Genomic DNA, 26,764 nt, shown 5'->3' with positions numbered 1-26,764 from the left:
AAAACCCCTGCCAGGTTAACGCCTGACAGGGGTTTTTATTACCTCACGATTAATACAAATGGCCGATATTCACGATGGAGCTGATCGTATCGCCAAAAAACGTCAGACGGCTCAGGAATATGCCAACAAACAGCAGGACGAAAAGCGCTTTTGCGCGATGCTCGCCCTGACGGCTAAGCACAAAGGCCACCGCCAGACACACCAGACTCGCCAGATAAAGTGGCGACGTCAGCCAGGCATGCGCCGTCATCTGCATGATGGTGCCACCGCTTAGCCAGATAATGGGTGCGGCGATCATGACTGCCATACACACGACAATCCCCTGGCGCAATGCAGCAACGGCAGGTGCGAGGTTAAGCAGTGGAATCGCAGCACACCCCATCACCCACACCGTGATGAAGAACAACAGCATTGTCAGACCGTTGGCGATCGCCACCATTGCCGGGGCGGCATAGGTCATCCCCTGTACCGCCACCAGCGCGATACCGAGAACAGAGGCCAGAACAGCTGGTGCTTTGTGCCCTTTTGCCAAAAACGTCACCCCGACAGCTGCACCGTATAAAGTGGCGCCCAGAATCTCTCGGCTCAGCCAGGCGTGCTGCAGGTTGATCAAGGCATCGTAGGCGCGATCCGGATGCGCAAGGTGTAATATCGCCGCCACGGACGCCGCCGCCAGAACCAGTCCACTTACCAGCCAGTACAGGCGCTTGCTCTCCAGTTTTCCTTGCAGCACACGCAGCGTCAGAATGAGCGTGATCCCAACCGACATTTGGCTTAATACGGTAAAAATGACCAGAGGAAGTTCATACTTTTCCATTACTTGGCCTCCGGCTGCTTTGGTTGACGCGCAAGGATAAAACGCGTGCCAGGATTAAGCTGCGGCATACGCGGGAATCCCGGCGGATACTGCACCGCATTATCAGGTATAGGATCGGCATCCAGATCGATAAGCGTCAGCGCACCTACCGGACAGGCATTCACGCACGCCGGCTGCATGCCAACATCAAGACGCTCATAGCACATGCTGCATTTTTCCGCTTTTTTCGTCTCTTCATTAAAGCGCGGCGCACCGTATGGACAGTTGCGAATACAGTTTTTGCATCCGATACAACGTTCCGGGTTATGCACTACAACGCCATCCTCACGTTTGGTGTACGCCTCTACCGGACAAGCCGCCAGGCAGGCCGGATTTTCGCAGTGGTTACAGGCCAGCGAGTAGAACGCTCGCTCTTCATGCGGATAAATTTCTTTATCCAGCGGGTAGACGTAGCGCCAGAAACGTTCTGGCTCCAGCTGGTTAAAACTCTTACACGCCATCGCACAGCCACGGCAGCCGATACACTTATCGCTATTAACTAAAAACGCGCGCCTCATGCCGCTGCTCCTTTATCGATCAAAATGATGTCCGCAAACTGACTATGGATGGCCGCACCTGGCGCACCAGTTTTCATCAAGCCCATATCGGCTGGAGTATCCGCCACTACGTTTTGAACGTTGTATTTCCGTTTCGGGAACCACGCCTCGTACATCACCAGGAAATCCTCCGGAACGTTAGCGGTTACCTTCGCACGTAACTCCACCTCACCTGCGGTGTTAAACACTTTCACCAGGTCATTTTCAGCGATGCCTCTTTTCCCGGCGGAAACCGGGTGCATATAAACAAACGGTTCAGGATAGAAGACCTGCATCCAGTCAAGGTTGATGAATTGGGAATGGATACCGAACTGCACATGCGGCGTAAACAGGTGGAATGGCAACGTGCTTTTTGCCTCCGGTTTGTATTCCGGCAGCGCCGTATGGCCATTTTTCTCACACAGCTCAGATTTGAACTCAAACTTTCCAGAGGGCGTTTTAAACTTACGGTCATACCAGGCCGCAGAACTTGGCAGAATGGCTTTTTTCGGCCCTTCCAGTAAATCATCCCAGGAGGAGATACCAAACATTTTGGCCATTCCGTCATTGAACTCCTGGTCCAGCCAGCGCTTATGATCGAACTCCTGCGGGAATGTGCAAGAACCCGGCTCCAGCTTGTTGATTGTGCGGGAAAGTAAAACGGCGATTTCCAGATCGCATTTTGCCTCATACATTGGCTTAATTGCAGGCTGGTTGATTGAGAGCCAGTAGTGCCAATATGAGGCGTCTACGTTCCACTCTTCAAAGGCTGTGGTGACAGGCAAAACGATATCGGCATGCTGGACGGTCTCGTTAAAGAATTGGTCGGCGCACACCACCATTTCCAGTTTTTCGAATGCTTTTTCCATCTTGCTGCGATCAAAATCCTGAGCAAACGGGTTCTTACAGGCAACCCAAAGCATTCGGACAGGCGGCTCTTTGGCTTCCAGAATTCCCTTTGCGGTCTGGTTGATATTCAACGAGCGATCGGAATACTGTGCGACTTCCCCCGCAGAACCAAACTCGCTGGTTGTGCCCGCCGCTCCCGGCATCCCGATAGAGCCTACCGGTGGCTTCTGCAACATGGCATTGTAGTTAAAGCCCCAGGTATGCAAATGACCGTAGCGAGCGCCACCGCCCTCAATGCCAATATTGCCGGTCATTGCCACAAAGGCATCGATCGCCCGTACGTTAGCGCCGCCGTTGACATGGCGCTGCATGCCGTAGCCAATCCACACGGTAGCAGGGTTAACCGCGGTAAATTCTTCCGCCAACTGGCGAATAACATCCGCCGACAGCCCGCAAATCTCAGATGCCCACTCTACGGTAACGTTATTACGCAAATACTCTTCAAATTCAGCATAACCATGGGAATAGTTGTTAACGAAATCCTGATCAACCAATCCTTTGTCCACCAGGTGGCGTGCCATCCCCAGCGCCAGAGCGCCATCTGATCCTGCCCGAACGCGTAAATAGAGATCGGCTTTCGCAGCGGTTTGGGTTAACAGTGGATCGATAACGACCACTTTTGCGCCTTTTTCCCGCGCCTGATAGATGTACTTCATGGTGTGCATAGAGCACCAGGCCGGGTTAGCGCCCCAGATAATAATGTATTTGGCTTTCACCATATCTTCCGGGTCGTTACACCACATGTCGCCCATGTCGTAGTTTTGCGCGTCGATACCGGCTGGCCAGCAAGGTGTTCCGGCAAAACGGGTGGTGTAACCCAGTGAAGACATCATCCCTTCAACGGCATAGTTCAATACACCAAATTTGCCTGAGTACTTGGTCAGCGCCAGACCCAACATTGAACCATCTTTCTTTTTAATCTCCAGCATCTTGGTCGCAATGCGCTGCATTGCTTCATCCCAGGAGATACGACGCCAGTTACCGCTGCCGCGAACATCCTGAACCATCGGATATTTAATGCGGTCCGGGCTGTATACCCTACGTGGATAGCTCAATCCCTTCACACACGGAGTTCCATGCGTAAACGTTGATTCAGGCGCGCCTTCCACAAAGGTGATGACGTCATCCTTCACCCAGGTTTTCAGGCTACAAGTGTCATAGCAGTTACGTGGACAGGCGTTACGATAGATTTTGTAGGTTTTGGGATTAAACGGAATTGGCGGTTGCGCCAATGCACAGCGTGAAGTCAGCAATCCCCCTGGCAGGGCAGCCACCGTTCCAAGGGCAATCAACCCTTTCAAAAATGAACGTCTGTTCAGAACTCCCGGTTCATTACTCATATTGATACTCTCGTGTTTAATTCATCAAGCCAAAAAGACAACCTTTCCGCGACGTTTTTCAACGTAACGGTTTGTGCATTTATATGTATTTTTTCTATATACGCGGGCATCCACATCGCTATATACTCAATTACATATCGAGTCATAACGATCTGGTATTCTGCTGATATCCTGGCATTAGCCGATAATAAAACTGCTAATTCCAATACGCAGGAAATATGATCATCCGGGATATTATTTACATGGTTTATAGATAGACCTATATTTGCCATGAATTCCCGAATGCTTAAGGTTGATTTACCCATTACGAGGGCATCTTCTTCAAGGTATACCGAAGCGAACGGCGGGGCTTTTAGCGTCTGCGGCCCAACAAATAGTGCATTGAAGTCGTACTCCGCCTCCAGCCACTCCTGCTCTGTTAGCGTTGAGGCATTTGTATCTAAAGCTGAATAAGCCGCTTTCAGCGTGTAACTATCGTGAGAGATAAAAAAATCACGTAACAATAACCCTGTCGATTCAAAGATCGTCAGGGTTTCATATATTTCACCCATGAATTAACCAACCATTTATTCACACAACAAATGAAAAAATAATGCAGGTTAATATAATAAAGATAACGCCCTCTCTTTCTTTGATGAAAATAATGATCAGGCTAATTAAGTGAATCTTTTAAACGGTTTATTGTTTCAAGAATTGACAATTTAAGTGTATGGAAATAAAAAACCGCCAGCGGATGACTGGCGGTTTTGGCATTGCAGGTGAGTCTTACTTTTTTTATGCTACTGTCGTGCGAATCAGATAATCAAACGAACTTAACGAGGCCTTCGCGCCTTCACCGGTCGCGATGATAATCTGCTTATACGGTACGGTGGTGCAGTCACCGGCAGCGAAAACGCCTTTCACGCTGGTTTCGCACTTGGCATCGATGATGATTTCACCCATACGGTTACGTTCAACGGCGCCTTCCAGCCAGTTGGTGTTCGGCAGCAGACCAATCTGAACAAAGATACCTGCCAGTTCCACATTGTGAACATCGCCGCTCACACGGTCACGATACTCCAGGCCAGTAACTTTGCTGCCATCGCCTTTCACTTCTGTCGTTTGCGCATTCAGAATGATGTCGACGTTTTTCAGACTGCGAAGCTTATTCTGCAGCACCTGGTCAGCCTTCATTTCAGGAGCAAACTCCAGCAGCGTCACATGTTCAACAATACCTGCCAGGTCGATAGCCGCTTCAACGCCGGAGTTACCGCCGCCAATCACCGCAACACGCTTGCCTTTAAACAGCGGGCCATCACAGTGCGGGCAGTAGGTTACGCCTTTGGTGCGATACTGATCTTCACCCGGAACGTTCATGTTGCGCCATTTCGCGCCGGTGGCGATGATAATGCTACGTGCTTTCAGCACCGCGCCGGAGGCCGTTTCAATCTGATGCAAACCGCCTTCCTGCGCTGCTGGAATGAGTTTGCTCGCGCTCTGGCTGTCAATCACATCGACATCATAATCATCAACGTGTGCTTTCAGCGCGCCTGCCAGTTTCTGACCTTCAGTTTTCGGTACTGAGATATAGTTTTCAATATCAACAGTATCAAGAACCTGGCCGCCAAAACGTTCGCCCATCAGACCGGTGCGAATGCCTTTACGTGCGGAGTACACCGCTGCCGCCGCACCTGCAGGACCAGAACCGACAATCAGCACGTCATAAGCATCGCGCTTATTCAGCTCTTCAGCCGCACGTTTTTCTGCGCCGGTATCCACTTTCGCTACGATCTCAGTCAACGTCATACGCCCCTGACCGAACTCTTTGCCGTTCATAAATACCGCCGGAACGCCCATCACGTTACGATCGGTGATTTCGTTCTGGAAAGTACCGCCGTCAATCGCCGTATGTTTGATACGTGGGTTCAGCACCGCCATCAGGTTCAGCGCCTGCACCACGTCCGGGCAGTTATGGCAGGAAAGTGAATAATAGGTTTCAAATTCAAAATCACCCTCGAGATCGCGGATCTGCTCCAGCAACGTCTGCGCCTCTTTTGACGGATGACCACCGGTCCACAACAGCGCCAGCACCAGAGAGGTAAACTCATGACCCAGCGGAGAACCGGCAAAACGCGGTCCCTGGTGAGAACCGGGATTGGTAATCAGGAACGATGGCTTACGCACCGCCAGAGTATTGTCTTCTTTGAAGGTGACTTTTTCTGACAGTTCAGCAATTTCAGTCAGCAGTTCCTTGATTTCTGCCGATTTAGCGCTGTCATCCAGCGTCGCAATCAGCTCAACAGGTTTGGTCAGTTTCTCAAGGTAAGCCCTGAGCTGGGTTTTCATATTTGTGTCGAGCATTCTTCTTCCCTCTCTGAAAACATCATCATGCAAGCCGATTTTGCAGGACTGCATTAATGCAACTTGCGTCATGGTGCTGGAATGAAACAGGCGCAAATTTGCGCCTGTGGAATGCCGGATGCACTACGTTTATCCGGCCTACAAACTATGCGACTTAGATTTTACCAACCAGGTCCAGAGATGGCGCTAAGGTTGCTTCACCTTCTTTCCATTTTGCCGGGCAAACTTCACCTGGGTGGGAAGCGACGTACTGTGCGGCTTTGATTTTACGCAGCAGGTCAGACGCATCACGGCCGATACCTTCAGCAGTAACTTCGATTGCCTGGATGATACCCTGCGGGTCAACAACGAAGGTTGCGCGGTCAGCCAGACCTTCATCTTCACGCATGTTGTCGAAGTTACGGGTCAGGGCGCCAGTCGGGTCGCCGATCATCGCGTATTTGATTTTCGCGATGGTTTCAGAGCTGCTGTGCCATGCTTTGTGAGTGAAGTGGGTGTCGGTAGACACGGAATACACATCTACGCCCAGTTTCTGCAGTTCTTCGTAATGGTCTGCAACGTCACCCAGTTCGGTCGGGCATACGAAAGTAAAGTCAGCCGGGTAGAAGAAGAAGACGCTCCAGCGACCTTCGGTATCTTTCTCGGTTACTTCGATGAACTCACCGTTTTTGAACGCCTGGTTTTTGAAAGGTTTAATTTTGGTATTAATCAAAGACATCTGTACTTCCTCCGTGTTTTCGTTGAGAGATAAGTTAACGAAAATCTCTTCGCAGGGCTAATGCGTTTCCTTTATCAAATCAATAAGCGTTAACTAACAACCCACTCAAACTCATGTTGTGAACCTAAAGATAAAAGTAAAAAAGGCCCCCTTTGCAGGGAGCCTCATTACCCGAGCTACCCGCAGGTAACGTCAGTGCCAGCAGGGCTGGCTATGTGTTGCGCTCTACATTACCTTAACAAAGGTCGTAACAGCGATGGGGATTACATCACCCAACTAAAGAAAGGGCAATCGACAGACCGTCGATCTTACCTATGGCTGTGATAGGTTTTGCAATTAAGCCCACTTTCCTGCTGATTTTATAAGGAAAATCAATGTTTAAACGCACCTTACTCTTAACTCTTCTCCCCGCTATCGTGCACGCAGAGGAGCTCCCTGCCCCTGTTAAAGCCATTGAGAAACAGGGAATTACGATCCTGAAGCCCTTCGACGCACCGGGTGGAATGAAAGGCTATCTGGGAAAATACCAGGACATGGGGGTCACTATCTATGTCACGCCTGACGGTAAACATGCCATCTCCGGCTACATGTATAATGAAAAAGGAGAAAACCTCAGTAATGCGCTCATAGAAAAAGAGATCTATGCCCCTGCCGGACGTGAGATGTGGCAGCGAATGGAAAAAGCGTCGTGGATTCTGGACGGGAAAAAAGAAGCCCCGGTCATCGTTTACGTGTTTGCCGATCCCTTCTGTCCTTATTGCAAACAGTTCTGGCAGCAGGCGCGCCCATGGGTAGATTCCGGTAAAGTTCAGCTGCGTACGCTGCTGGTTGGCGTGATCAAACCCGAAAGCCCGGCAACCGCTGCTGCAATCCTGGCATCCAAAGATCCGGCCAAAACCTGGCATGACTATGAAGCATCGGGCGGGAAAATGAAGCTGGAAATCCCCACGTCTGTCCATCCAGAACAGATGAAAGTACTGAATATCAACCAAAAACTCATGGATGATTTAGGTGCTAATGTGACGCCCGCGATCTACTACATGAGCAAAGACGATACGTTACAACAGGAAGTGGGATTACCCGATAAAGATAAATTAAATATTATTATGGGAAATAAATAAAGGTAACAGAATGAGTGATTGTTATGGTTCTCATTTCAATCACTCTTTAAAATGTATTTTTATCGTAACCATCAAGCAATCTGTGTTATTTTAGTTTAAGTTAATTATTCATTAAGCCATAAACATAAACTCTAAGAATGATTAGAATTTAAATTATTCAACAATTGAATTATCCTATACATTACCATCACAGGAAGGTATGCATGGCTAACCTCTATGACCTCAAAAAATTCGATCTTAACCTGTTGGTAATTTTTGAATGTATTTATCAACATTTGAGCATCAGTAAAGCTGCGGCAACACTGTATATCACCCCTTCAGCCGTCAGCCAGTCATTACAGCGACTGCGTACACAGTTTAACGACCCCCTGTTTATTCGCTCAGGCAAAGGCATTACGCCTACGGTCACAGGGGTAAACCTTCATCTTCACCTTGAAAAAAATCTCAATAATCTGGAACAAACCATCAATATCATGCACGGTTCCAGCCTGAAAAATAAATTCGTCATCTACAGTCCACAAATTACAACCAACCTGAATGTGACATCTTTAATTAATAGCCTCAGAGAAAATTCAGATATTGAAATTGAGCATCATGATATATTAATGTCAGCAGAAACGGCCGAAAACATCCTTGCCTATCGTAAAGCCGATCTGGTGATTACAACAACGCCAGTTCACAATCGTTCTATTGTATGTACTCATTTCAAGACTATTGACTGTGTTTTAGTGTGCAGTGGCAACCATCCCAGAATAAATGAAACGAGCACACTCGAACAAATCCAACAAGAGCAATTTACATATTTTTCCTCTGAAGATCAGGGTATTAAAGATTATCGTTCCCGTGCAAGCGAATCGATGGCATTCCATAAAGTAGGTTTTAGTAGCGACTCCTTACTCTCGATTGCTAACGTTATCGCCAGTACAGATATTATTGGTGCACTCCCCAGACAAATTTATGAAATTTATCAGCCAGCATTGAAATTTAAAGAAATTAAAACCGATTTTGAATTACCAAAAGTAAAATTATTCATAATGTATAACCGGGCATCATTGAATAACAAAGCCTTCGCAGAATACATAAGCAAACTATCCTTGGATAGTTAAGGATAACATGATTAAAAGCACATTATAATTCATATAAAATATACAATAACAAAATAGCATGCAGATAATGAATATATTTAAATATTGCATGCTGCAAGAAAAAGCTTATCCTATTACGGACATTTATTATGGCTGCAAATAATAAAAATTCGATATGGATTTGATATGTCTGTTTATAAAATACCGTTGGATAAAAATGTTCTGCAAGCAGCACAGGAACGCATTACCTGGACGCTTGAAACTCTACCGCGTGTCTGCGTTTCTTTCTCTGGAGGTAAAGATTCGGGGTTGATGTTACATCTGACTGCCGCCATTGCCCGCCAGTTACAGAAAAAAATAAACGTCTTATTTATCGACTGGGAGGCTCAGTTTTCCTGCACTATCGACTATGTCCAGGCGCTACGCGAGAATTATTCCGATGTCATCGAAGAATTTTATTGGGTTGCATTGCCGCTGACGACGCAAAATTCACTGTCACAATTTCAGCCTGAATGGCAATGCTGGGAGCCGGGTACTCAATGGGTTCGCCAACCGCCTGCAGATGCCATTACCGATCCCGAGTTTTTCTCTTTCTACCAACCCGGTATGACTTTCGAGCAATTTGTTCGTGAGTTCGCTGAATGGTTTTCGCAGAAACGACCGGCCGCCATGATGGTCGGGATACGCGCCGATGAGTCATATAATCGTTTCGTCGCCATTGCGAACTCGAAAAAACAGCGTTTTGCCGATGACAAACCCTGGACCACCAGCGCCCCCGGCGGACATACCTGGTATATTTATCCGATTTATGACTGGAAAACTGCTGACATCTGGACGTGGTTTGCCAAGTCAACGCTCCCGTGTAATCCCCTGTACAACCTGATGTATCAGGCGGGAGTTCCCACGCGATACATGCGTATCTGCGAACCCTTTGGGCCTGAACAACGCCAGGGACTGTGGCTTTACCATGTTATTGAGCCTGAACGCTGGGCAATGATGTGCTCCCGCGTCAGCGGGGTAAAAAGTGGCGGGATATATGCTGGTCAGGACAACCATTTTTACGGTCACCGCAAAATATTAAAACCCGAACATTTAAGCTGGCAGGAATACGCCATGCTGTTATTGAAGAGTATGCCGGAAACGACCGCCGAACATTACCGCAATAAAATCGCCGTCTATTTACAGTGGTATAAGAAAAAAGGCATGGAGAATATCCCACAAACCCAGGAAAGAGATATTGGTTCAGTGGATATTCCGTCGTGGCGGCGTATCTGTAAGGTTCTGCTGAATAACGACTATTGGTGCCGGGCTCTCTCATTTAGTCCAACGAAACCCAAAAACTATCAACGCTACAATGAGCGCATGAAAACAAAACGCCAGGAATGGGGACTCTTATGCAACAACGATTAACTCAGGAACTCCTCAGCTTTCTTTCTGGTTTATCAGAACCAGAAAGAATTGAAGCCATAAATGAATTCAGAAAGGCAATACACAGCGTCAGTCCCTTTCGCGAGGAGCCCGTAGATTGCGTACTTTGGGTTAAAAATGATCATATTTCACCCAATGACTACAACCCCAATAACGTTGCGCCACCGGAGAAAAAGCTGCTGCTGAAGTCCCTCGAAGCTGACGGGTTTACGCAGCCCATTGTAGTGGTTCACTCAACGGCTGAAGAGTACGAAATTGTCGACGGTTTCCACCGCCACGAGTTAGGTAAAGCCAAAGCCTCTCTGAGGCCCAGGCTGAAAGGATATCTACCGGTTGCCTGTTTAGAACGCGAACGCCATGAGCGTATGGCGGCAACCATTCGCCACAACCGCGCTCGCGGGCGTCATCAAATCCACGCCATGTCCGAGATTGTCCGCGAGCTATCGCAACTGGGATGGAGTGAAGAAAGAATTGGCAAGGATCTTGGTATGGACAGCGACGAGGTGTTACGCCTGAAGCAAATCAACGGCCTGCAAGCGTTGTTTGCTGACCGTCGATTCTCCAAAGCCTGGACTGTGAAATAGCTACAACGAAACCAGACGCTCGGCTGCCGCTAACAGCGTCGATTCTTGCTTGGCAAAACAGAGGCGAATCAGTTTATGCGGGAAAGGATCGGCGCAGAACACCGACAGCGGAATTGCCGCAACGCCCACTTCAGTGGTCAGCCACTGGCAAAACTCCACGTCGTTAAGCGAGGAAACGGCGCTGTAATCGACCAGTAAAAAGTACGTACCTTCACACGGCAGAATTTCCAGCCGACTATCACGCAGTGCGTTCACCAACACGTCGCGTTTTTTCTGATAAAACTCGGGCAGTTCACGGTAGTGTGCCGGATCTTCTCGTAGCATATCCGCCAGTGCGAGCTGAGCCGGCGTGTTGACGGAAAACGTCAGATACTGGTGCACTTTTCGTAGCTCAGCGCTAATGGCGGCTGGCGCAACGCAGTATCCGACCTTCCAGCCGGTCATATGGTAGGTCTTACCAAACGATGAAACAGCAACAGCGCGTTCCCGCAGCTCTGAATGTGCCAGCACGCTGGCATGCCCCTGTTTGGCAAAACAGATATGCTCATAAACTTCGTCGCTGATGACAAAGATCTCGCGTTCTTTAATCGCCTGCCACAGCGCATCAAAATCGGCGTGATGCCACACGGTGGCAGAAGGATTATGTGGCGTGTTCAGGATAACCAATCGGGTACGGTCGCTGAGTAAGGCACTAAACGCCTGCCAGTCAACGCGAAAAGATGGTGGTTGCAGGGCGATACGTTTAACCACACCGCCGGATAATTCAACCGCAGGCGCATAGCTGTCGTAGCTCGGGTCAAAACAAATCACCTCATCACCAGGGCGCACCAGCGCAGTGATCGCGGCATATAATGCTTCTGTGGCCCCCGCCGTGATGGTCACTTCACTATTCGCGTCAGGTTTATAGCCGTACAGGTCTGCCGTTTTATCCGCGATAGCTTCGCGCAGCGGCTGCACGCCCGTCATCGGCGCATACTGGTTTGCGCCATGCGCGACGTGATACGCCTGACGCTCTTGCAAAAAGAGTGGACCGTCAAAATCAGGAAACCCCTGCGAGAGGTTAATGGCCTGATGCTGCTGCGCCAGCGCACTCATTTGCGTGAAGATAGTGGTGCCCAGATTAGGCAGTTTGCTTTGCGGAATCAGCGGGTTATTACTCATTATTGTTATCCCAGCGTGTGATGTTGTGGTTGAAGCCACTATAGCACGATGCTAGTATTTGGCAATCAAGACGTTCAGACGTCTATATAAAAATAACCTGCCTGGACAGGACAGCCAAAAGGACAACACAACATGAGTAATACCGAAATTCGCGTCGTCACCGGCCCAGCTAACTATTTTTCCCATCCTGGTAGTCTGTCGAGACTGAACGATTTTTTCTCTGCCGACCAACTTTCACGCGCCGTGTGGGTTTATGGTGAACGCGCCATCGATGCGGCCCGCCCTTACCTGCCAGAGGCTTTTCATCTTGCCGAGGCTAAACGCCTGCTGTTTACGGGACATTGCAGCGAAACCGATGTTGCTCAACTGGCAAAAGAGTCGGGAGAGGATCGCAGTGTGGTGATTGGCGTGGGTGGCGGTACATTACTCGACACCGCTAAAGCGTTGGCCCGTCGTCTGGATCTGCCGTTTGTCGGTATTCCTACTATCGCGGCGACCTGCGCTGCCTGGACGCCGCTCTCTGTCTGGTATAACGATGCGGGCCAGGCACTACATTTCGAAATTTTCCCTGACGCGAACTTCCTCGTGCTGGTCGAACCCGAGATCGTTCTCAATGCGCCAGAAGAATACTTACTGGCGGGGATCGGCGACACGCTGGCAAAGTGGTATGAAGCCGTCGTGCTCGCACCTCAGCCGGAAACACTGCCATTGACAGTACGTCTGGGTATTCAAGCCGCGCAGACCATCCGCGACGTCCTGCTGGAAAGCAGCGAGCAGGCGCTGGCAGACAAACAACAAGGCACGCTAAGCCGCACGTTTTGCGATGTGGTGGATGCGATTATTGCCGGAGGCGGCATGGTTGGTGGTCTGGGTGAGCGCTACACACGCGTGGCGGCGGCGCATTCTGTTCACAATGGCCTGACCGTCCTCCCACAAACCGAGAAGTTTTTACACGGCACCAAAGTGGCGTACGGCATCCTGGTGCAGAGCGCGCTGCTGGGACAAGATGACGTGTTGGCGCAGTTAATTACCGCTTATCAGCGATTCAACCTGCCAACCCGATTAGCTCAACTGGAAGTGGACATCAATAACCGCGCCGAAATCGACAAAGTGATTGCGCACACTCTGCGCCCGGTGGAGTCCATTCACGCCCTGCCGGTAACGTTAACGCCGGAGACACTGCGCGCAGCATTCGAAAAGGTGGAGTCGTTTACGGTGTGATTATGGTGCGGGTTGCCTGATGGCGGCTTCGCCTTATCAGGCCTACGGTCAGAGCATTGTGGTAGGCCGGATAAGCATCAACGCCATCCGGCAAAAAATCAACAGCACTTCGCGCCACCTTTCCCGCCATATCGCGCATCCTGGCGCTCGCGGAAAAATTCTTCGTAGGTCATTGGTGTTTGGTCCGGATGAGTGACGCGCATATGTTCAACATAGTTGTCATAATCCGGCATACCTATCATTAATCGGGCGGTTTGACCTAAATACTTCCCGGCTTTGGCGAGTGTTTCAAACATAGCGTTTCCCTGTCGTACAAACGCCCTCCCCGTTCAGGAGAGGGCTGGTTGGTTAAGAGAATATTAGTGCGCGCCTTTCGCCTGCGCCACGATCTCTTCAACATTCTCAGGCATTGGCTCGTACGGTGTCTCTTTCGAAGTTGGTTTGTCTTCTTTCAATGCTGCCAGCGCAGTTTTGATGGAGAACAGACCCAGCACCACAACGACGACCATGAAGAAGATGGTGAGACCCGCATCCAGGCGGTTGTTAAACACCAGTTGCGTCAGCTGCGACTGGGTATACTGCGCCGGAATGTTACCGCTGTCGATCATCGCCTGGAACTTGTTGGCGATAGCCAGGAAGCCGATTTTCGCATCCGGGCTAAACGCTTTCTGCCAGCCAGCGGTCAGGGTACAAATCAGCAGCCAGGCCGTTGGGACCAGCGCCACCCACGCGTAGCGCTGGCGTTTCATCTTGAACAGCACCACAGCACAGAGCATCAACGCCATACCGGCCAGCATCTGGTTAGCGATACCAAACAGCGGCCACAGGGTATTGATACCACCCAGAGGATCCACCACGCCCTGGTGTAAGAAGTAACCCCAGGCCAGCACGCACAGCGCTGTAGCCAGCAGGTTTGCAGGCAGCGAATCGGTACGTTTCAGGCTCGGTGATACCACGCCCAGCAAGTCCTGCAGCATAAAGCGCGCGGCGCGTGTACCGGCATCTACCGCCGTCAGAATAAACAACGCTTCAAACAGAATGGCGAAGTGATACCAGAACGCCACATCCATCATGCCACCCAGCGCGCCGTGCAGAATGTACGCCATCCCGACGGCCAGCGTCGGCGCACCACCTGCGCGGGAGATGATGGATTGCTCACCCACTTCATTGGCGATTTGATGCAGGGTGTCTGGCGTAATGGCAAAGCCCCAACTGCTGACTACCTGTGCCGCAGAAGCCACTACGTCAACCGTGCCCGCAGGAGCCAGCACCGCCATCGGGCTGTTCATTGCAAAGTACACGCCCGGATCGATGATGCACGCGGAAACCAGCGCCATAATGGCGACAAAGGATTCCATCAGCATTCCACCGTAGCCGATAAAGCAGGCCTGCCCTTCATTCGCCAGCATCTTCGGCGTGGTTCCGGAGGAGATCAGCGCATGGAAGCCAGAAACCGCACCACAGGCAATGGTAATAAACAGGAACGGGAACAAGTTACCGGTCCAGACCGGGCCAGTACCGTCAACAAACTTGGTCAGCGCTGGCATGGTCAGCGTCGGACGCATGATCAGAATCCCTACTGCCAGACCAACAATGGTGCCGATTTTCAGGAAGGTAGAGAGGTAATCACGCGGGGCCAGCAGCAGCCACACAGGCAGGACGGCGGCAACAAAACCGTAGCCCACCAGCATCCACGTCAGCTGTACGCCGGTAAAGTCAAAGTACGGTGCCCAGGTCGGGCTTTCAGCCACCCAGCCGCCGGAAATAATGGCAAACACCAGGAACACCAGACCGATGACCGACACTTCGCCAATGCGGCCCGGGCGCAGATAGCGCAGATAAATCCCCATGAAGATCGCCAGCGGGATGGTGAACGCTACGGTGTAGGTTCCCCACGGACTGTGGGTCAGCGCTTTCACGACGATCATCGCCAGTACTGCGAGAATAATCACCATGATCATAAAACAGGCCACCAGCGCAATAACGCCCGCCGTTGGGCCCATCTCTTCTTTCACCAATTCGCCAAGGGAACGACCATCGCGACGGGTAGAAACAAACAGCACCATGAAGTCCTGCACCGCCCCTGCCAGTACTACCCCGGCGAGCAGCCAGATCATCCCCGGCAGATAACCCATTTGCGCCGCCAGCACCGGTCCAACTAACGGACCCGCTCCGGCAATTGCCGCAAAATGGTGACCAAACAGCACTTTTTTATCGGTGGGAACATAATCCAGACCGTCGTTATGGCGCACGGCTGGCGTCATACGCGTCGGGTCAAGCGCCAGTACATTTTTCGCGATGTACAGGCCGTAGAAACGGTAAGCGATAAGGTAGACACAGACCGACGCCACGACTATCCACAACGCGTTGATCTGTTCACCACGATTTAATGCGATATAGCCGAGGGCAAATGCTCCCATAACGGAGAGCACTGTCCAGACGAGGTACTTCCCTGATTTGTTCATAGTTGTTATCCGTTGTCCGATCCAGAGAGATGTTACATTTTGTTTCTATAACATCTTTTCTGAATTTAACAACCTGACAACCATGCAAAGCAGATATATCACTGATTTTTTACATTGTATTGTTAACTTGATCACTATCAACGCAGAGACAACTGAAAAAATTGCGCAGTATGTGCCAACACCTCTATGTTTTATCCAATTCTCCTCTCAGCATGATGCTGAGCGTGCCACTTAATATTTTTATTATTAATAAGGATATTAATTAACAATATTAACCTGACTTTCTCAGCTTAACGGTTATGGCTCTTAGAGATTCAGACCATCCTGATTTTGTATGCAGTAAGTGCTTTATTTCACCTTAATCACCAATTTCAAAACAAAGAATATACCTGCAGCACCAGTTTTAATGACAAAATACCCCACATAAAAAAAATAAAATTAATTCAGCAGAATTTTTCAGCGCCAGGTTGTTCAGGATGGCCGTATAAGGATATAAATTATGAATAAATGCTATCGCATCGTCTGGAATATCGCGAGAAATATGTTTGTGGTGACGTCAGAACTCTCGCAGGGCGATCAACGGGTTCGCGCAACCGTCGCAGGCCTGGTGTTATCGGCAGTTGGATTAATGGCAAATTGCGTTCATGCCAGCGACTACGGCCCGCTTAGCGGTGAAACCATCAACTTAAATGATGGCGATACCGTGACATCTGTCGATGGAACCACGGGTATCGAAAGTCTGTCCTCAGGGGGGCAAGGCGTACAGATTAATGGTAAAACCACCATTAACGTTACCGGTGATAGTGGTTCTATTGGGGTAAAACTTGATAACAGCGCCAATAATAATTTAGGTACCGGTACACAGATTAACGTTACAGACACAGGAACGGCGAAAGCAGCATCAACCACAGGTCTTTATATTAACAACACCAGTCCAGGCACAAATATAGACGCCGAGAATATATCAATTAACACCATCAGTAAAAAAGATGCTTACGGAATTAACGTTCATACAGAAAACACCACGCTGAACTTCGGCAACAAGAGTAAAATTATCACCGAATCCCAAAATGGTAATGCGACGGGTGTCTATTTCTATGACGACAATAATACGTTAACCATGAACGCTGGATTAATCCAGGTTAACACCGATGCAACCGGTAAGGCTGTAGGTATCGACACATACTGGGCAAATGGTACCACGCTCAATTTTGGGGATGACAGCCGCATAGAATTAACCAGCGGCACAGCCGGCGGCAGCGCGCTCTATCTTGGAAAAAACACCCAGGTTAACGCGAACGGGCTGAACATTGATTTCACCGTATCAGAGACAGGAACAGGCACCACGATTTATGGTATCCAGGAGGGGCAATACAGCCAAATTAATCTGGGCAAGAACAGCGCAATTACGCTCTCAACGCCTGGAGGTACGGCATATGGACTTGTTTCTGGTTCACAAAGTTATTTTACGGCAGATAACCTTGATATCACCCTTTCCACAACCTCTAACGAGCGCGCAAACGGTACAGGCGCGGACATCAGCGGCAACGTGGATTTTGGCAATGATTCCACCATCACCGTGCACGGTTTCTCCGAAGGATACGGGATGATTGTTGAGGATTATTCGGCAACCAGTAAAGATGATGCCATCGGAACAGTAAAGGCCAATCACCTCACCATTGACGTCACCGGCCAGAAGACGGAAGGGCTTCGAATAGAAGGCGGCGTGGTTGATTTAGGGTCAGACAGCGCCATTAGCGCAAACGGGACTGCATCAACAATTTACCTGACCGGCCGAGGATACAGTGAATTCAATGCCAGAAATCTGACCGTCACGACCGCGCAGTCCACCGCTCTTACACTAATGAGCAGCATGCATGCCGCCGTCGCCAACATTGGTGAAGGCAGCAGCATTGATGGAAGAAATTCCACAGGCCACACGACCAACGGTATTGTGGCCAACACCCCTTACAGCGCACCGACAACCATAAATTTCAACGGTTCCGCAGAGCAGCGAAACACTATCTACGCGGTTAACGGCTATGGCGCATCAGCCCAATACAGTGGCGCGACGATCAATATATCCAATACGGATATCATCATGAGCGGTAAAAATCCTTACGGTCTTTGGGCCATCGGCGATGGGGATTTTACCCATGCAGGCATCATCAATGGTGAGAATCTGACCATTGATATGACCGGCGCTAACGGCAGTGGTTACGGCGTGGTGGTGCAAGAAGGCGGTATCGTGAATCTGACGGGCGATACCACCATCATCGCCGACGGCGGCGTTGCCATCTGGAACCCGAAAGTTTCCTCGGGCGGGAATGTTCTACCTGGCGGGACGGTAAGTGGCTCAGGAAAAATGACCATAACCGGCGACATCGTTAACAGCGGCTGGGGATATATCAACCTCAATATGGACGCGGGTTCTTATTTCGCCGGAGCAACCTCGGTTAATGAAAGCTTCAACGCTCAGGGGATTGATTCAATCCTCAATCTTAACCTTGCCGAGCAGAGCCAGTGGCGGGTTACCGATGATTCCACGCTCACGACGCTGACCAACGCAGGAACCCTTGAGCTGGCGGCAGACCACACAGCCGGAACTTACAGCACTTTGCATGCTGACGAGGTCACGCTGAAAGAAAGCAGTATTCTCAGCGTCGATTTAAGCGCCGCGGCGCTGGCCAGTCAGTCCGCTAACCCGCTAATTACCGGCGGACAGGTTAATCCTGGCGGCGATCTACACATCAGCAATTCGGGTAATGCGCTGGATCTCAACGCGCTGACCTCAGACAGTCAACTGGCAGACATCGACACGGTTACGCTAATTGATGCCAACTCCGCAATCGTGAGCGATTTCGCTTCGATCTCAACCGATCCGGATACCCTGCCCGACTATATCGCGATTTCTGGTCAGGTTAATGCCCTTGATAATACCCAATATGAATTGGGCGTGGGGCTCAGTTGGTACGCCGGAGACTCCGCCGCGGTCTCTACGCCTGCACACGGTACGTTCACCCTGAACGCGGGCCAGACATTTACCGTCAATGGGTTGCTTGCAGATACCTCACCCAACGCCACCACGGGATGGGACGGTAAAAGTCTGACCAAAAAAGGAGACGGCACGCTCACCCTTACCGCAAAGAATACCTGGAGCGGAATCACAGACATTCAGCAGGGAACGCTGTGGTTGACTAGTTCTGGCGCTATTGGCTCTGAAGGGAGCAAGCAGAGCATCGATGTTGAAGCTGGAGCCACTCTCGGCGGTAACGGGGTAATCAACGGTGCTGTGAACAACGTCGGCCTGCTAAGCTTTGGTGATCGTACAACGCCAGATAGCCAGTTTATCGTTAATGGTAACGTAACCAATCAAGGTGTAATCCGCAGCAGTAGCACGACTCCCGGGAATGCGTTAATCATCAACGGCGACTACACGGGCAACGGTGGTCAGCTCTCACTTAACGCCAGTTTAGGCGATGATAATTCACCAACCGACCAGCTCATTGTCTCGGGTAATGTTAACGGCAGCACCACGCTCTACATCAATAATGTGGATGGCGTGGGTGCATATACCGATCAAGGTATCGAGATTGTCGACGTCGGAGGGATATCATCGGATGACGCATTTTCTCTTGGCAATCAGATTCAAATCGGCCTGTATGAGTATCGTCTGTATGAAGATACCGAAAGCTGGTATTTGCGTTCCAAAGCAGAAACACCCGACGACCCGGATGATGACGTCACTCCGATCGATCCTGACGACAGCGACGTGACACCAGTTGATCCTGATGACGGCGGCAGCGACGTGACGCCAGTTGATCCTGACGATGGCGGCAGCGACGTGACGCCAGTTGATCCTGATGACGGCGATAGCGACGTCACACCGGTTGATCCTGATGACGGCGGCAGCGACGTCACACCGGTTGATCCTGATGACGGCGGCAGCAACGTTACTCCGTCAAATCCACAATATCGCGCCGATATAGGCGCTTATCTGGGCAACCAATGGCTGGCGCGTAGCCTGCAGATGCAAACGCTGTTCGATCGTGAAGGGAGCCAGTACCGCTCGGCCGAAGGAAGCGTCTGGGCGCGAATGAAAGGCGGAAAAACGGACACATCGGCTGTAAATGGCAATATCGACATGGACAGCGATTACACCCAGTTTCAGCTTGGCAGCGACCTTGCAACCTGGCGCGATGATCAGCAAAGCATCACGTTTGGCCTGATGGCCAGTTACCTTGACGGCAGTACCGACAGCACCGGAAATCGCGGCGCGGATGGCAGTCAGTTTACAGCCACAGGCGATATCGACGGTTACAATCTTGGCGCGTATGCCACCTGGTTCTCTGATGCCCGGCAACATCGCGGCTGGTATGTTGATACGTGGTATCAGTATGGCTTCTACAATAACAGCGTCGAGAATGGCAATGCCGGTTCAACGCATTACGACTCCCTGGCTCACGCGATTTCGCTGGAAAGCGGTTACCGCTACAACATTAACTTGAGCAGCGCTAACACAGTAAGCCTGACGCCACAGGCGCAGGTTATCTGGCAACGCTACGAGGCAGATAGCGTTGAGACAAACGGTACACGCATAGACGGGCAAAATGGCGATAGCTGGACCACACGTATTGGCCTTCGAATTGACAGCCAGCTTTCATTCGTCGATGCAACCGTCCGGCCATTCGCAGAGATTAACTGGCTACACTCCACCGACGATCTGGCCGTATCATTTGATAACGCAACGGTAAAACAGGATCTTCCTGCCGATCGCAGCGAGCTAAAAGTGGGAATTCAGGCGAATCTCAATAGCCAGTGGAACGTCAGCGTCCAGGCGGCGGGTCAGAAAGGTAATAACGACTACCGCGATCTCAACGGGAGTTTTAATCTGCGCTATAGCTGGTAACTGGTGTCACGCAGCGCGTCTAAACGACGCGCTTATCTTCACCCCATCACTGCAGTGCCTAAACGACAGGTGCAACAGCGTCGTCCCTGTTCATCAAAGATAACGATTTCCCAGCTTTGGCTCTGACGCCCGAGGTGCAGCGGCTGGCAGACACCGCGCACTTTCCCTTGCGATACCGCCCGATGATGCGTGGCGTTGAGTTCCGTCCCCACCACACACTGCCCGTCGCGGGTCATCAGATAACCCGCCATTGAACCCAGCGTTTCCGCCAGGGCCGCGGATGCGCCGCCGTGCAGAAGGCCAAATGGCTGATGCGTGCGGCTATCCACCGGCATTTCGGCTTCCAGCACATCATCACCCAGCCGGGTATAGACCATGCCTAAATGCGCCACCATCGTGTTCTGACTGGTGGCATTGAGTTCATCCAGCGTTAAATGACGCTTCCAGATCATCGTCATGCCCCCAGTGTGGAACCGCCGTCCACCACGATATCCTGTAACGTAATGTGGCTGGCCAGATCGGAAGCGAGGAATAAAATAGTGTTGGTGATCTCTTGCGGCCGGGCGATTTTCCCCAGCGGAATCCCGAGTTTAAACTGCTCGCCAAATCCACGAATGCGCTGTTGCTCCGCGTCATCGCTAACCCACAGCGTGCGCTGCATATCGGTGTCGGTCGAGCCTGGCGACACCACATTACAGCGCACACCGCTGCCCGCCAGTTCAAGTCCGACGGTCAGCGCCAGGCTTTTCAACGCGGCTTTTGACGCGCCGTAAGCACTCATGCCGATACGCGGCGTGTGCGCCGCATCCGACGCGACGGTCACGATCGCCCCGCCCTGCTGGCGACGAAACTGCGCCATCGTCTGCTGAAACAGATTGAACGCCCCACCAACGTTAACCGCAAACGTCTGCTGCCACTCCTCAGCGCTCAGCGCATCGGTGGCCCCCATACGCAAAATACCTGCGGCATTGACCAACACATCTAAACGCTCGCGCGCTTTGAGGACACGCTGGCACACTTCAGCTACCTGTCCGGCATTCGCCACATCCAGCACTTCGGTCGCAAACGGGTAGTTATCCTGAGGAAATTCGCGATCGAATCCTGTCACCTCAGCACCAGCCTCCGCAAATGCCAACGCCGTGGTGTAGCCAATCCCTTTACCCGCGCCGGTTACCCAGACGGTTTTCCCGGCAAAATCAAATCCAGCCATTACTTCACCTCGCGGGAGAGCAGCGCCCACCATGCGTCAATGGTCGGTTTTTTCGCCAGCATCACGAAATCAATGTCACCATGAACCTTACGCCAGCGCGCCGCCAGCGCCATCATGCGCACGGAATCCAGCCCGTAGTCGATCAGGTTTTCGTCATCCATCGGCTCTTCAGACTCATCCAGCAACGGCAGAATAACGCTGCGCAACGCATCTTTACTGGTCGGGACCGGTGTCGGCAATAATTCCTGGGTCATTACCACACGCCCGGAACGTCCCGCCACGTATTTCAGCGACATCAGGTGTTCGTCACGGCTAAAGTCCGCCAGCGCATCGGCAACCATAAATGGCTTGATGTCACGCATGAATGCGTCCGTTGCGGTGGTCATACAGCCGATATGCGCATACACCCCGGTAATGATCAGTTGATTACGCCCGGTTTCCTTGAGCATCTGTTCCAGCGGGGAACGATGAAATGCGCTATAACGCCATTTCACCAGAATGGTATCCGCTTCATCCGGCGCCAGCGCCTCAACGATCTTTTGTTGTTCCGGGGAACGCGTCAGGCCCGGTCCCCACATATCATTGAGCAGAGCGCGGTCTTCATCACTCTGTTCTTTCGGCTGAGCGGTGTAATACACCGGAATGTTATGCTCTTTGCAGTACTGGCGCAGCGCGGCGATGTTCGCGACGACCTGCTCCATCATCGGGCAGTTATCGCCCCAAAAGCCGATAAAATAATCCTGCATGTCGTGGATCAGCAGCGCGGCGCGTTCAGGGTCAAATGCCCAGTCGACTTTGTTCACCGGAACATCGAGCGCCGTTGGTAGCGCATAAGCCTGCAGTTTAGGAATTGCCATTTCTATTTCTCCTTCAGGCCAGTGAACGTGATGCCAGCCACTGACGTAATTGTTTTTTATCTACCTTCCCCACTGGAGTCAGCGGTAATGACTCAACGCACTCAACACGATCGGGTAATTTGAATTCCGCTATGCCCTGTTCGCGTAGAAAACGGCGCACCTGCACCGCGCGCAGCGGCTCTTTCACCACCAGCCAGGCACAGCTTTTCTCACCCATCAGTTCGTCTTCCATACTGACCAGCGCGGCATGGATCACCATTGGATGGCGCAGCAGCAGGTTTTCAATCTCTTCAGCGGCGATTTTCTCCCCACCGCGGTTGATCTGATCCTTTTCACGCCCCTGAACGGTGATGTAACCATCCGGATCGATAGCGATCAGATCGCCGGAACAGTAAAAGCCGTTGGCGTCAAAGGCGCTGGCATTATGCTCAGGACTTTTGAAATAACCGCGGAAGGTGTACGGACCACGCGTCATCAGGCGTCCGGTCTCTCCCTGGGCTAAAGGGTTGCCGTCAGCGTCTGCTACCCAGACTTCATCATCGGGACACATCGGGCGCCCCTGGGTATTGATGATGCGCTCAGGACTGTCGTCCAGACGGGTATAGTTAACCAGCCCTTCCGCCATGCCGAAGACCTGCTGCAACTGGCAGCCAATCTCAGCCGGAATACGTGCCGCAAGCGTGGCGGAAAGCCTTGCGCCACCGACCTGTAGCAGTTTCAGCGAAGCCAGTTGCGCATTACTGCCCCACTCCGCAATCGCCTGCAACCACAGGCTCACCGCAGGCGGCACCAGCGCCGTGACGTTAACCTGATGCTGTTCAATCAACGGGAAACACAGCGTGGCACTCGGGTCTGCCGCCAGTACCACGGTGCCACCGGCCAGGAATACGCCCAGCGCGCCTGGCGAACTCATGGCGTAGTTATGCGCCGCCGGGATTGCGCATAAATAACGCGTTTCCCCGGTGAAGCGGCAAATCTCATTGCTGCGACGCACGCTGTAGTAGTAATCGTTATGAGTGCGAGGAATCAGTTTTGGCGTCCCGGTCGTCCCGCCAGAAAGCTGGAAGTACGCCACCTCATCAGCAGGCGATGGCGTGGCGGAAAAATCTGTCGCAGGCTGGTTTATCGCCGTTTGCAGATTGTGTTCACCTTCATCATTACGCAGTAACACCACGCGCACTGAATTGTGTTCGGCCACAAAAGCGTTAAGAAAATCGTCGCCGCTAAACAGCGTATGCTGGCGATCGGCAATCAGCAGTGCCGGCTCAATCTGTTTGGCGTAGGCGTTGAGTTCGTTACGCTGATGGCTGAACAGCGCCAGCACTGGAGCTACGCCCAGCTTGAGCAGCGCAAAGAAGGTGATATACAGCTCAGCCACATTGCCCAGTTGCACCAGCGCGGTTTCGCCGGGTTTGATCCCCTGGCAACGCAAACTGCAGGCGAGATTGTCAGCGGCCTGATTTAGCTGGCGATAGCTCAGATGGCGTTCACCATCAATTACCGCCGTATGATCGCTTTCTGCGTGACGGGTCAGAATGTCGGTCAGCGGCAAATCCTGCCAGTAACCTTTTTCACGATAGCGGCGGGCAAACTCCTCCGGCCAGCGGGTGAAAGGAATACTCATTATCGCTCCTCAGAAGCCTGGTCAATAAGGCTCTTAATGCAGTCCAAAAACATTCAACATCGTGGAGAGCTTGGCCCCCGTTTCACGCCATTCCGCAACCGGGGAAGAGGCTGGAACAATTCCTGCTCCGGCAAAAAAACGCACCTGATTGCGCAGCAGCTTCGCACAGCGGATCGTCACCACCCACTCACCGTTACCTTCGGCATCACACCAGCCGACAATACCGCCGAACAATTCACGATCGAACGGCTCCAGCTCGGCGATAAGCTTGCGCGCAACCTGATGTGGGAAGCCGCTTAGCGCAGGCGTCGGATGCAGCAGGCACGCCAGCGTCAGGGCGTTTTCCTGCGGGTTGGCTTTACCTTCAAACGGCGTGCCGAGGTGCCAGAGCGTCGGCGTGGTAACCAGCTGCGGAGAAGAAGGCAGTTGCAATTCACGGCTGCGATCGCGCAATACCGTTTTCATCGCCTGAGTCACCAGTTCGTGCTCATGGCGGTCCTTCTCAGACGCCAGCAGGCGGATCCCTGCTTCGCGATCCAGCACATCATCTGGCTGACGACGTGCCGAGCCTGCCAGCGGCAGTGAGCTAAAACGATCGCCTTCTTTGCGCAGTAGCAGTTCCGGGCTGGCACCAATCAATACGCCGCCGTCTTCAATCGGTACATGGAAGTTGTAGCTCGCTGGATTTTGCGCCACCAGACGCTCCAGCAGCGCACCGCTGTCAATGTTGGCATCGGCGGTGATATCGATCAGGCGTGACAACACCACTTTGTCGACTTCCGGGGTTGCCGTCAGCGCTGCCGCCCGGGCGACCATATCTTCAAAAAAGTCCTGTTCCGGGATCGATTTACGTTCAACGACGTTCAGCGACTGATGCGCGGTAAAGTAACGTGATGATTGCTGCTTCGCCGTACGAGAGAAGCTCTGCCATGATTGGGGAATAAACAGCGATGATGGCTGGCGGGTATCAAAGGGAATCGCCCCGACCATGACAGGGTTCACGATGCCCTGCGATTTGGCATCAGCAAACAGTGCGTTCATTTTCTGTTGGAAAGGGCTGTCTGGCGAATCGCCATCAATTGCCGGTTCCGCATAGCGGGCGAAGCATCCTGACGTCGTAAAACTACGGTACGGCGACATAAAGAAAAAACTGTCGGGAGCGAGCGTCGGCATAGTCTGCGTTTTTTCCTCGGCCAGTGACGTATCCATATCATCCTCCAAAAATGATAAAGGCTCTAATAATGATTATCATTTATATTTTTGGTCGCTAACCTAAAAGTAAAGCGGCGGTATGTCAACTCTTGTGGTAGCACAATGTGCGACTTTGGCTTGCATCCTTGCTCGCTAACAATGAAAATGAGAAGCATTACTTATACTGATAACAGGAAGCCGATTCGTGAGTCTCCCCTCTTTTTGCTGCACCGTGCTCTTACTGGCAGGTTTATCTCTTTCAGGAATTTCTTCAGGTCACGCCGCCGACTGGCCGCGTCAGGTTACTGACAGTCGCGGCACGCATACACTGGAGCATAAGCCACAGCGAATTGTCTCCACCAGCGTCACCCTCACCGGCTCGCTGCTGGCGATTGATGCCCCGGTCATTGCCAGCGGTGCCACTACGCCGAACAATCGCATCGGCGATGCGCAGGGCTTTTTACGTCAGTGGAGCGAAGTAGCAAAAGAACGCAAACTGAGCCGCCTGTATATCGGCGAACCGAGCGCCGAGGCCGTCGCAGCTCAAATGCCGGATCTGATTCTGATAAGCGCCACTGGGGGCGATTCAGCCCTCGCGCTTTACGATCAGCTGTCCACCATTGCGCCAACGCTCATCATTAATTACGACGATAAAAGCTGGCAGTCGCTGCTGACCCAGTTAGGTGAAATTACCGGTCAGGAGCAACAGGCAGCTGCGCGAATTGCCGAGTTTGATAAGCAACTTCAGGCGGTTAAGCAACATATTACCCTGCCACCACAGCCGGTCAGCGCGCTGGTATATACCGCCGCGGCGCACAGCGCCAACCTGTGGACGCCTGAGTCAGCGCAAGGCAAGCTGATGGAGCAGTTAGGGTTCACGCTGGCAACGCTGCCTGCCAACTTGCACACCAGCCAGAGTCAGGGCAAACGCCACGATATCATCCAGCTTGGCGGTGAGAACCTGGCGGCAGGCCTGAACGGCGAAGCGCTGTTCCTGTTTGCAGGCGACAGCAAAGATGTCGACGCTATTTACGCCAATCCGCTTCTGGCGCATCTGCCAGCCGTGCAGAATAAACGCGTTTACGCCCTGGGTACGGAAACCTTCCGTCTCGACTACTACAGCGCCACGCTGCTGCTGCAACGTCTGTCGGCTCTGTTTTAATGTTCAGCGCCGGATGCGGCTAACGCCTTATCCGGCCTACAACCGTA

Annotated in this window: 21 protein-coding genes; 7 read left to right on the top strand and 14 right to left on the bottom strand. The window is 51.7% G+C overall.

All coding sequences use genetic code 11. From position 1 onward, the window contains the following. Positions 1 to 49: 49 nt before the first annotated feature. From OGY10_RS08605 to ahpC, 6 genes are all read right to left on the bottom strand, one after another. Positions 50 to 817: a dimethyl sulfoxide reductase anchor subunit family protein gene (locus OGY10_RS08605; protein WP_057067699.1), complete on the bottom strand. Its 768-nt coding sequence runs from the start codon at positions 815 to 817 to the stop codon at positions 50 to 52. After that, the gene (locus OGY10_RS08600) at positions 817 to 1,374 is read right to left on the bottom strand and encodes a 4Fe-4S dicluster domain-containing protein (protein ID WP_008784074.1); all 558 of its coding nucleotides are present in this window, start codon (positions 1,372 to 1,374) and stop codon (positions 817 to 819) included. The genes OGY10_RS08605 and OGY10_RS08600 overlap by 1 nt, the downstream gene beginning before the upstream one ends. Continuing rightward, positions 1,371 to 3,641 carry a molybdopterin-dependent oxidoreductase gene (locus OGY10_RS08595; protein WP_286576634.1) on the bottom strand — a complete coding sequence of 757 codons (2,271 nt, stop codon included), beginning with the start codon at positions 3,639 to 3,641 and terminating at the stop codon, positions 1,371 to 1,373. The genes OGY10_RS08600 and OGY10_RS08595 overlap by 4 nt, the downstream gene beginning before the upstream one ends. Beyond that, positions 3,638 to 4,192: a TorD/DmsD family molecular chaperone gene (locus tag OGY10_RS08590; protein WP_008784072.1), complete on the bottom strand. Its 555-nt coding sequence runs from the start codon at positions 4,190 to 4,192 to the stop codon at positions 3,638 to 3,640. The genes OGY10_RS08595 and OGY10_RS08590 overlap by 4 nt, the downstream gene beginning before the upstream one ends. A 223-nt stretch (positions 4,193 to 4,415) precedes the next feature. Then, positions 4,416 to 5,981, bottom strand: a complete 1,566-nt coding sequence (ahpF, locus tag OGY10_RS08585; RefSeq protein ID WP_048226121.1) for an alkyl hydroperoxide reductase subunit F — start codon at positions 5,979 to 5,981, stop codon at positions 4,416 to 4,418. A 154-nt stretch (positions 5,982 to 6,135) separates the two neighbouring features. Beyond that, on the bottom strand, positions 6,136 to 6,699 hold the full coding sequence (ahpC, locus tag OGY10_RS08580) for an alkyl hydroperoxide reductase subunit C (protein WP_002894394.1): 564 nt from the start codon (positions 6,697 to 6,699) through the stop codon (positions 6,136 to 6,138). Positions 6,700 to 7,073: 374 nt separating this feature from the next. Between ahpC and dsbG the strand changes: the two genes are divergently transcribed. From dsbG to OGY10_RS08560, 4 genes are all read left to right on the top strand, one after another. After that, entirely contained in the window at positions 7,074 to 7,820 is a 747-nt protein-coding gene (dsbG, locus tag OGY10_RS08575) for a thiol:disulfide interchange protein DsbG (RefSeq protein ID WP_032942669.1), read from the top strand. A gap of 203 nt (positions 7,821 to 8,023) precedes the next feature. Beyond that, positions 8,024 to 8,926 (top strand): DNA-binding transcriptional repressor CitR, encoded by a 903-nt coding sequence (gene citR / locus OGY10_RS08570; RefSeq protein WP_079934602.1) that lies wholly within the window; start codon positions 8,024 to 8,026, stop codon positions 8,924 to 8,926. A gap of 165 nt (positions 8,927 to 9,091) precedes the next feature. Next, complete coding sequence (locus OGY10_RS08565) at positions 9,092 to 10,315, top strand: phosphoadenosine phosphosulfate reductase (protein ID WP_153686937.1); 1,224 nt, start codon at positions 9,092 to 9,094, stop codon at positions 10,313 to 10,315. Further along, positions 10,300 to 10,917 (top strand): IbrB-like domain-containing protein, encoded by a 618-nt coding sequence (locus OGY10_RS08560; protein ID WP_079934786.1) that lies wholly within the window; start codon positions 10,300 to 10,302, stop codon positions 10,915 to 10,917. The genes OGY10_RS08565 and OGY10_RS08560 overlap by 16 nt, the downstream gene beginning before the upstream one ends. On the opposite strand, the gene OGY10_RS08555 is transcribed toward OGY10_RS08560, so the two are convergent. Beyond that, a complete protein-coding gene (locus OGY10_RS08555; protein ID WP_153686936.1) occupies positions 10,918 to 12,078 on the bottom strand; it encodes a pyridoxal phosphate-dependent aminotransferase in 1,161 nt (386 codons plus the stop codon). A 132-nt stretch (positions 12,079 to 12,210) separates the two neighbouring features. Between OGY10_RS08555 and OGY10_RS08550 the strand changes: the two genes are divergently transcribed. Continuing rightward, positions 12,211 to 13,299: an oxidoreductase gene (locus tag OGY10_RS08550; RefSeq protein ID WP_212024117.1), complete on the top strand. Its 1,089-nt coding sequence runs from the start codon at positions 12,211 to 12,213 to the stop codon at positions 13,297 to 13,299. 98 nt (positions 13,300 to 13,397) lie between these two features. Here OGY10_RS08550 and OGY10_RS08545 read toward each other — a convergent pair whose 3' ends face one another. Both OGY10_RS08545 and cstA read right to left on the bottom strand, forming a co-directional pair. Further along, positions 13,398 to 13,595, bottom strand: coding sequence for a YbdD/YjiX family protein (locus OGY10_RS08545; RefSeq protein ID WP_008784064.1), 198 nt, complete (start codon positions 13,593 to 13,595; stop codon positions 13,398 to 13,400). A 63-nt stretch (positions 13,596 to 13,658) separates the two neighbouring features. Continuing rightward, a complete protein-coding gene (gene cstA, locus OGY10_RS08540; protein ID WP_008784063.1) occupies positions 13,659 to 15,764 on the bottom strand; it encodes a pyruvate/proton symporter CstA in 2,106 nt (701 codons plus the stop codon). Positions 15,765 to 16,263: 499 nt separating this feature from the next. On the opposite strand from cstA, the gene OGY10_RS08535 reads away from it, so the two are divergent. Then, positions 16,264 to 20,673, top strand: coding sequence for an autotransporter outer membrane beta-barrel domain-containing protein (locus tag OGY10_RS08535; RefSeq protein WP_191226279.1), 4,410 nt, complete (start codon positions 16,264 to 16,266; stop codon positions 20,671 to 20,673). 38 nt (positions 20,674 to 20,711) lie between these two features. Here the strand turns inward: OGY10_RS08535 and entH are convergent, their stop codons facing one another. Genes entH through entC form a run of 5 tightly spaced genes read right to left on the bottom strand, consistent with a single transcriptional unit; the run spans position 20,712 to position 25,573 of the window. Then, the gene (gene entH / locus OGY10_RS08530) at positions 20,712 to 21,125 is read right to left on the bottom strand and encodes a proofreading thioesterase EntH (RefSeq protein WP_032944336.1); all 414 of its coding nucleotides are present in this window, start codon (positions 21,123 to 21,125) and stop codon (positions 20,712 to 20,714) included. Positions 21,126 to 21,127: 2 nt separating this feature from the next. Then, entirely contained in the window at positions 21,128 to 21,883 is a 756-nt protein-coding gene (gene entA / locus OGY10_RS08525; RefSeq protein WP_032942661.1) for a 2,3-dihydro-2,3-dihydroxybenzoate dehydrogenase EntA, read from the bottom strand. Continuing rightward, a complete protein-coding gene (locus tag OGY10_RS08520; RefSeq protein ID WP_003831197.1) occupies positions 21,883 to 22,740 on the bottom strand; it encodes an isochorismatase in 858 nt (285 codons plus the stop codon). The genes entA and OGY10_RS08520 overlap by 1 nt, the downstream gene beginning before the upstream one ends. A gap of 13 nt (positions 22,741 to 22,753) precedes the next feature. Beyond that, entirely contained in the window at positions 22,754 to 24,364 is a 1,611-nt protein-coding gene (gene entE / locus OGY10_RS08515) for a (2,3-dihydroxybenzoyl)adenylate synthase EntE (RefSeq protein ID WP_191226280.1), read from the bottom strand. Between the two features lie 33 nt (positions 24,365 to 24,397). Then, positions 24,398 to 25,573, bottom strand: a complete 1,176-nt coding sequence (gene entC, locus OGY10_RS08510) for an isochorismate synthase EntC (RefSeq protein ID WP_057066466.1) — start codon at positions 25,571 to 25,573, stop codon at positions 24,398 to 24,400. A gap of 187 nt (positions 25,574 to 25,760) precedes the next feature. On the opposite strand from entC, the gene fepB reads away from it, so the two are divergent. After that, entirely contained in the window at positions 25,761 to 26,717 is a 957-nt protein-coding gene (gene fepB / locus OGY10_RS08505) for a Fe2+-enterobactin ABC transporter substrate-binding protein (protein ID WP_191226281.1), read from the top strand. Positions 26,718 to 26,764: the final 47 nt, after the last annotated feature.

Origin of the sequence: Citrobacter sp. Cpo148 (assembly GCF_030332375.1) — a bacterium.
GTDB classification, from domain to species: Bacteria; Pseudomonadota; Gammaproteobacteria; order Enterobacterales; family Enterobacteriaceae; genus Citrobacter; species Citrobacter portucalensis.
Note: the sequence above shows the minus strand (reverse complement) of the source record. Positions and strands in the feature narration are given on the sequence as shown.